The following is a 7946-nucleotide window of genomic DNA, read 5'->3' on the forward strand; positions in this document are numbered from 1 at the left end:
GTACTCGGGGGCGGGCAGGGCGGCCCGGTCGAGCTTGCCGTTGGCGGTCAGCGGCAGCGCGTCCACGGTGACGAACGCCGCCGGCACCATGTAGTCGGGCAGGTCGCGGCGGAGCCGGCCGGAGAGCTCGGCCGCCTCGGGCGCCCCCTCGGGGGCGGGCACCAGGTACGCGACCAGCCGCTTGTCCCCCGGCCGGTCCTCCCGGGCGACGACGGCCGCCTGGGCGACGCCCGGGCAGCCCGCCAGGACGGCCTCGATCTCGCCGGGCTCGATCCGCAGGCCGCGCAGCTTGACCTGGTGGTCGGCGCGTCCGGCGAAGTCCAGCGTGCCCTCGGTCCGCCACGAGGCGAGGTCGCCGGTGCGGTACATCCGGCTGCCGGCGGGCCCGTACGGGTCGGCGGTGAAGCGCTCCGCCGTCAGGCCGGCCCGCCCGAGGTAGCCGCGGGCCACGCCCGTCCCGGCGAGGTACAGCTCGCCGACCATGCCGGTCGGCACCGGGCGCAGCCTCTCGTCGAGCACGTAGGCGCGCATGTTCGCCATCGGCCGGCCGATCGGCACGGTCGCGGCGTGTTCGGGGAGGTCGTCCACCGCGTGCCGGGTGGCCAGGGTGGTGGCCTCGGTGGGCCCGTAGCCGTTGACCACCTCGATGCCGGGGCAGGCCTCCCGCACCCGGGCGACGGCGGCCGGGGAGACCACGTCGCCGCCGGTCCACACCTCGCGCACCCCGGCGAGCAGGCCCGGGCGCTCCTCGGCGACCAGGCGGAACAGTCCGGCCGTGAGCCACAGTCCGGTCACCCCGTGCGAGGCGATCGTGTGCTGGAGCAGGTCGAGGTCGAGCTGCTCCGGCGGCGCGACGACGACCCGGCCGCCGTTGAGCAGCGGCACCCACAGCTCGTAGGTGGAGAGGTCGAAGGCGGTCGGGGAGTGCATCAGCACCCGCTCGTGTCCGCCGCCCCGCCACTCGGGAGTGAGCGCGAGGCCCACCACGTCGCGGTGGGTGACGGCCACGCCCTTCGGCCGGCCGGTCGAGCCGGAGGTGTACATGATGTACGCCAACTGCTCGGGCACACAGGGGACTTCGACGTCGGACCGGTCGGCGTCCGCAGACCGCTCCAGTGCGGTGAGCACCTCCCGGGTGAGCATCAGGGCGGCCCCGCTCTCCCCCAGGATCAGGTCGACCCGGGAGGAGGGGAAGCGCGGGTCCAGCGGCACGTAGGCGCCGCCGGCCCTGATGATCGCCAGGATCGCCACGACCAGCTCCGCCGAGCGGTCCAGCATGACCGCGACCGGCGTCTCCGGCCGTACGCCCTGGCGGATCAGCGCCCGCGCCAGGCGGCCGGCCCGCAGGTCGAGCTGCGCGTAGGTCAGCTCGGTGCCGCCCGCCACGACCGCGACCGCCTCCGGGGTGGCCCGCACCTGGCGGGCGAACAGCTCCGACACCGAGGCCTCCGGCAGCTCGGCCGCGGCACCGGTGGACCCGGCGAGCAGTCGGCGGCGTTCCTCGGCGGGCATGATGTCGATCCGGCTGATCGGCCGGTCCGGGTCGGCGACCGCCGCGCGCAGCAGTCGGGCCAGGCGCTCGAACAGCAGCTCCACGGTGGGCGCGTCGAACAGGTCGGTGGCGTACTCCACCGCGCCGACCAGGCCGTCGGGGGTGCCGTCCGGGCCGAACCCCTCGGCCAGGCTGACGGTCAGGTCGACCCGGGAGGTGCCGGTCGGCGCCGCCAGGTGGCCGGTCTCCAGCCCCGGCAGCGCGAACTCGCCGACCGGCGCGTTCTGCAGGGCCAGCATGACCTGGAACAGCGGGTGGTGGGCCAGCGACCGCGCGGGGTTGACCACCTCGACCAGGTACTCGAACGGCACGTCCTGGTGGTCGTACGCGCCGAGCGCCTTCCGCCGGACCCGGCCGAGCAGTTCGGCGAACGACGGGTCGCCGCCGGTGTCGGTGCGCAGCACCAGGGTGTTGACGAAGAACCCGACCAGCTCGTCCAGCGCCTGGTCGGTCCGGCCGGCGATCGGGCTGCCGACCGGGATGTCCGTACCGGCGCCGAGCCGGGTGAGCAGGGCCGCGAGTCCGGCCTGGAGCACCATGAACATGCTGGCGCCGCGCGCGGCGGCCAGGTCCCGCAGGGCCTGGTGCAGGTCGGCGTCCAGTCGCACGGCGACCGCGTCGCCCCGCTGGGAGGCCACCGGCGGCCGCGGCCGGTCGGCGGGCAGCTGCAGCTGCTGCGGGACGCCGGCCAACTCCTCCTTCCAGTAGGCCAGTTGCCGGGCGAACAGGCTGTCCGGGTCGGCGGCGTCACCGAGCAGCTCGCGCTGCCAGGCGCTGTAGTCGGCGTACTGGACCGGCAGCGGGGACCACCGCGGGGCCTCGCCCCGGCAACGGGCCGCGTAGGCCGCGGCGAGGTCACCGGAGAGCGGGCCCATCGACCAGCCGTCGGCGGCGATGTGGTGCACCACGACCAGCAGGGCGTGCCGGTCGGGGGCGAGGGCGTACAGCTCCGCCCGGACCGGCGGCTCGGCGGCCAGGTCGAAGCCGCACCCGGCCGTCTCCGCCAGGCGCCCGGCCAGTGCGCTCTCGTCGATCTCCACCACGGGCAGTGCGGGGCGCGCCTGCTCGGGGCTCAGCACGACCTGGTACGGCACGCCGTCCGTCTCGCGGAAGACCGTCCGCAGGCTCTCGTGCCGGGCCACCACGTCCGCGAGCGCGGCGTGCAGGGCCGGGCGGTCCAGTTCGCCGGTGAGGCTGAGCGCGAGCGGCATGTTGTAGGTGGCGCTCGGCCCGTCCATCCGGTGCAGGAACCACAGGCGGCGCTGGGCGAAGGAGAGCGGCACCTGGTCGGGGCGGGCCTGGGCGGTCAGCGCGGGCCGCGCCGCTCCGGAGCCGTCCAGGCGGGCGGCCAGGGCGGCCACGGTGGGGGTCTCGAAGAGCGTCCGGACCTCCAGCTCCGCGCCGAGGGTCGCCCGGACCCGGGAGGCCAGGCGGGTCGCCAGCAGGGAGTGCCCGCCGAGGTCGAAGAAGCCGTCGTCGACGCCGACCTGTGCCAGGCCCAGCACCTCGGCGAACAGCTCGGCGAGCAGCTGCTCCTGCGGGGTGCGCGGCGCCCGGCCGACCGTGACCGGACCGAGGTCCGGTGCGGGCAGGGCGCGGCGGTCGAGCTTGCCGTTGGCCGTCAGGGGCAGTGCCTCCAGTGCCACGAACGCCGAGGGGACCAGGTAGTCGGGCAGCCGGTCCCGCAGCCAGTCGCGGAGTTCGCCCAGGAGGGCGCTGGTGCCCCGGTTTCCGGTCGGGCGGTTGGTCAGCGAGGACAGCGGCCTGCCGCTGGTCCCGGCCGGTCGGTAGGCCTCGACCGGGGAGCCGTGGAGCGCCCGGGGGTCGGTGAAGACCACGTCCACGGCGTCCGCCGCGGTGGCCGACCAGGTGACGGCCACCGGGCGGCCGAACTCGGAGCCGAGGGCGTGAAAGTCCTCCGGGTCGGGCAGGTCGGCGTCCTCTGGGGCGCGCAAGCGTTCCAGCAGCTCGGCGAGCGAGCCGTCGCCGTCCTGCACCGCCCGGGCCAGCGCGGCCTCCCGCGCCACCCGGCGGTTCGGCACCCCGGTGATCCGCAGCACTCCGAGGGACGGCCGGGCGAGCAGCTCGCGCAGTTCGGCCGGCCCGGCGACCTGCCGCCCCCACGCCAGCTCGACGGACCGCTCCGGAGCCGTCGGGGTGACCGACGGCTTGTGCAGCGTCACGTCGTAGCGGTAGCGGGTCAGCTCGTTGTGGTGGCGGCCGCGCTTGACCTCGACGGCCGTCGTGCCGATGCCGGCGCCCTGCTCCCGCAGGGTGGTGAAGAAGTCCGGGTCGACCAGGAGTTCCTTCTCCACCCGCAGGGCCTGCTCCACCGTGCGGCGCACGGCCGTGAGGTCGGCGGCCTCGGCGGCCCGGTGGAGCTGGACGGCGGTGGCCAGCGGGCGCAGCAGTCGCAGGTTGCGGACGTCGCCGACGAAGAGCGCGCCGCCGGGGGCCAGGAGCCCCATCAGCTTCCCGATCACGTCGGCGAGGTAGTCGGCGGACGGGAAGTACTGCACCACCGAGTTGATCACGATGGTGTCGAACTCCCCGGCCGGGAGCCCGTCGGTGTCGTGCGCCGGGCGGGTGTGCAGGACGACCCGGCCGGCCAGTTCCTCCTGCCCGGCCACCTGGGCGGTGAGCGCTTCGATCGCGGTGGCGGAGAAGTCGGTCGCGACGTACGTCTCGCAGTGCGGTGCGACCTGCGAGAGCAGCAGACCGGTGCCGACGCCGACCTCCAGCACCCGGCGGGGGCGCAGGGCCAGGATCCGGGAGACGGTCGCGTCCCGCCATTCCCGCATCTGCTCGACGGGGATCGGGCTGGCGTCGTAACTGCTGTTCCAGCCGACGAAGTTCTGGCCGAAGCCGGCGTCCTCGGGAACGATCGGCAGGGCGTCGTAGATGTCCTGCCACTCGCCCACATGGTCCGCTTCCAGGGCGCTGTCGCGGGCCTCCTCTTGGCGGGGGACGACGTAGCCGACGAGGCGGTCGTCCTGGGCGAGGACGGCGGCCCGGGCGACGGCGGGGTGCTCGGCCAGCGCCGTCTCGACCTCGCCGGGCTCGACCCGGAAGCCGCGCACCTTCACCTGCTCGTCGGCGCGGCCGACGTACTCCAGCTGCTCGTCACCGAGCCAGCGGACCAGGTCGCCGGTGCGGTACATGCGGCTCCCGGAGGGGCCGAACGGGTTCGCGACGAACCGCCCGGCCGTCAGGCCCGGCCGGTTCAGGTAGCCGCGCGCCAGACCCGCGCCCGCGACGTAGAGCTCGCCGGGTACGCCGGGCGGCACCGGCCGCAGCCGGTCGTCCAGCACGTACACCCGGGCGTTGGCGATCGGCCGGCCGATCGGCGGCACGCCCGCTCCCGGGGACAGCGGGTCGCTCATGGTCGCGCAGACCGTGGTCTCGGTCGGGCCGTACGCGTTGATCATCCGCCGGCCCGGCGCCCACCGCGCCACCAGCTCCGGCGGGCAGGCCTCTCCCGCCACGACCAGGGTCGACACGGTGAGCGCGCCCTCCGGCAGGGCGGCCAGGACGGACGGCGGCACGGTCGCGTGGGTGACCGCGAGGCCCGGGTCGGCCAGCGCGGCGACCGGGTCCGCCGCCGGGGGCAGCACCAGGGCAGCCCCGCGCAGCAGCGCGGTGTAGATCTCCGACACCGAGGCGTCGAAGCTCGGCGAGGCGAACTGGAGCACCCGACTGTCGGGTTCGATCGCGAACCGCTCGATCTGGGCGGCGACCAGGCTCGCCACCCCGGCATGGCTCACCACGACACCCTTGGGACGGCCGGTCGAACCCGAGGTATAGATCACGTACGCCGGGTTCCGGACGTCAAGTGCGACCTCCGGGTCGGTCTCCGGCCCGTCGCCCTCGGCCACCATGGCGGGGTCGTCGACCAGCAGCGCCGGGCGGGCGTCCGCCAGCATGAAGTCGATCCGCGCCCGCGGGTACGCCGGATCCACCGGCAGGTACGCGGCGCCGGCCTTCAGCACGCCGAGGACGGCCACCACCGCTTCCACCGAGCGCGGCAGCGCCACCGCCACCAGCTGCTCCGGACCCACCCCCCGCGCGATCAGCGCGTGCGCGAAACTGTTGGCCCGGGCGTTCAGTTGACGATACGTCAGTTCCAGACCGCCACAGACCAGGGCGACCGCGTCCGGCGTCGCCGCCACCTGCGCCGCGAACGCCTCCGGCACCGGAACCGCGGCCACCTCGCGGGCGGTCGCGTTGCCCCGCTCCAGCAGCCGGTGCCGCTCGTCGCCGTCGAGGAGGTCGATCGCGCCGATCGACCGGTCCGGGTCTGCGGTGACCGCCTCCAGCAGGAGCGTCCAGCGCCGCACCAGGGCCTCGACCGTCGAGCGGTCGAACAGGTCGGTGGCGTACTCCGCCGCGCCGACGATCCCGGCCGGGCTCCCGTCCGGGCCGAACCGCTCGACGAGGCTCACCCCGAGGTCGAACTTGGCGGTCCCGGTGGCCACCGCGTAGGTGGCCACCTCCAGGCCGGGCAGCGAGAACCGGCCCATCGGGGCGTTCTGCACGGCCAGGATGGTCTGGAACAGCGGGTGGTGCGACAGCGACCGGGACGGGTTCAGCACCTCCACCAGGTGCTCGAACGGCACGTCCTGGTGCGCGTACGCCGACAGCGCCGCCTCCCGCACCCGCCCGAGCAGTTCGGTGAAGCTCGGATCACCGCTGGTGTCGGTGCGCAGCACCAGGGTGTTGACGAAGAACCCGACCAGCTCGTCCAGCGCCTCGTCGGTCCGGCCCGCGATCGGCGAACCGATCGGGATGTCCGTGCCCGCGCCGAGCCGCGTGTACAGCGCCGCCAGCGCCGCCTGCAGCACCATGAAGAGGCTGGTGCCGGTGGTCCGCGCCAACTCGGTCAGCGCGGCGTGCAGTTCGGGGCCCAGCTCCAGGCCGACGTGGTCCCCGTGCCAGCCGGCGACGGCCGGCCTCGGCCGGTCGGCGGGCAGCTGGAGCAGCTCCGGGAGGTCGGACAGCTGGCGCTTCCAGTAGTCGAGCTGCTCGGTGAAGCGGCTCTGCGGGTCGGCTGCGTCGCCGAGCAGGTCGCGCTGCCAGAGGGTGTAGTCGGCGTACTGCACCGGCAGGTCCGACCAGCCGGGCGCGCGACCGCCGCTCCGGGCGGCGTACGCCTCGGCGAGGTCGCGGGCCAGCGGGCCGGTGGACCAGCCGTCACCGGCGATGTGGTGCATGACCAACAGCAGCACGTGCTCGTCCGGCGCGACCGCGAACAGCTCGGCCCGCAGCGGCGGCTCCGCCGCCAGGTCGAAGGGCCGCCGGGCGAACTCGGCGAGCCGGCGGTGCAGTTCGTCCTGCGTGACCTCGGTCAGCCCGGCCCGGGGCCGGGCCTCGGCCGGGTCCAGGACCTGCTGGCACGGGACGCCGTCCACCTCCGGGAAGACCGTCCGCAGGCTCTCGTGCCGGGCCGCCACGTCGGCCAGCGCCTCGTCCAGCGCCGCCCGGTCGAGCGTCCCGGTCAGCTGGAGCGCCAGCGGGATGTGGTAGGTCGCGGCCGCGCCGTCCATCCGGTGCAGGAACCAGAGCCGGCGCTGGGCGAAGGACAGCGGTACGGCCTGCGGCCGCTCCCGTACGGCCAGCGTCGGGCGTGCACTGCCTGCCTCGGCCAGCGCCCCGGCCAGGCCCGCCACCGTGGACGTCTGGAACAGCGTGCGCAGCCCCAGCTCCACGCCGAGCACCGAGCGCACCCTGGCGGCCAGCCGGGTGGCGAGCAGGGAGTGCCCGCCGAGGTCGAAGAAGTCCTCGTCGACCCCGACCTGCGGGCGGCCCAGCACCTCGGCGAACAGCTCGCAGAGGATCTGCTCCTGCGGGGTGCGCGGCGCCCGGCCCGCCGCCGTGGTCACGGACTCGGGCGCGGGCAGCGCCGCCCGGTCCAGCTTCCCGTTCGGCGTCAGCGGCAGCACGTCCAGCACCACGAACGCCGACGGGACCAGGTAGTCCGGCAGGCGCTCGCGCAGGTACGACGCCAAGGCCGCCGGGCCGGCGGAAGCGCCGGGCCTCGGGACGACATAGCCGACGAGGCGCTCGTCCTGGGCCAGGACCGCGGACTGAGCGACGGCGGGGTGCCCGGCCAGGACCGCCTCGACCTCGCCGAGTTCGATCCGGAACCCGCGCACCTTCACCTGGTCGTCGGCCCGACCGACGTACTCCAGCTCGCCGTCCGCACGCCGACGCACCAGGTCACCGGTGCGGTACATCCTCTCGCCCGGCTCGAACGGGCAGGCCACGAACCGGCCTGCCGTCAGCCCCGGCCGGTCCAGGTAACCCCGGGCCAGGCCCGGCCCCGCAACGTACAGCTCCCCCGCGACGCCCGGCGGCATCAGGCGCAGCCGCGCGTCCAGCACATACACCCGGAAGC

The 7946-nt window shown here is 75.2% G+C and carries 1 protein-coding gene; it reads right to left on the reverse strand.

The features are described 5' to 3' along the window. Window positions 1-7946 (reverse strand): amino acid adenylation domain-containing protein (locus tag ACFU6K_RS23240; protein ID WP_380665942.1); only part of this gene is annotated, 7946 nt, incomplete at both ends.

Source organism: Kitasatospora sp. NPDC057512 (assembly GCF_042802135.1).
In the GTDB taxonomy this organism is placed as follows: domain Bacteria; phylum Actinomycetota; class Actinomycetes; order Streptomycetales; family Streptomycetaceae; genus Kitasatospora.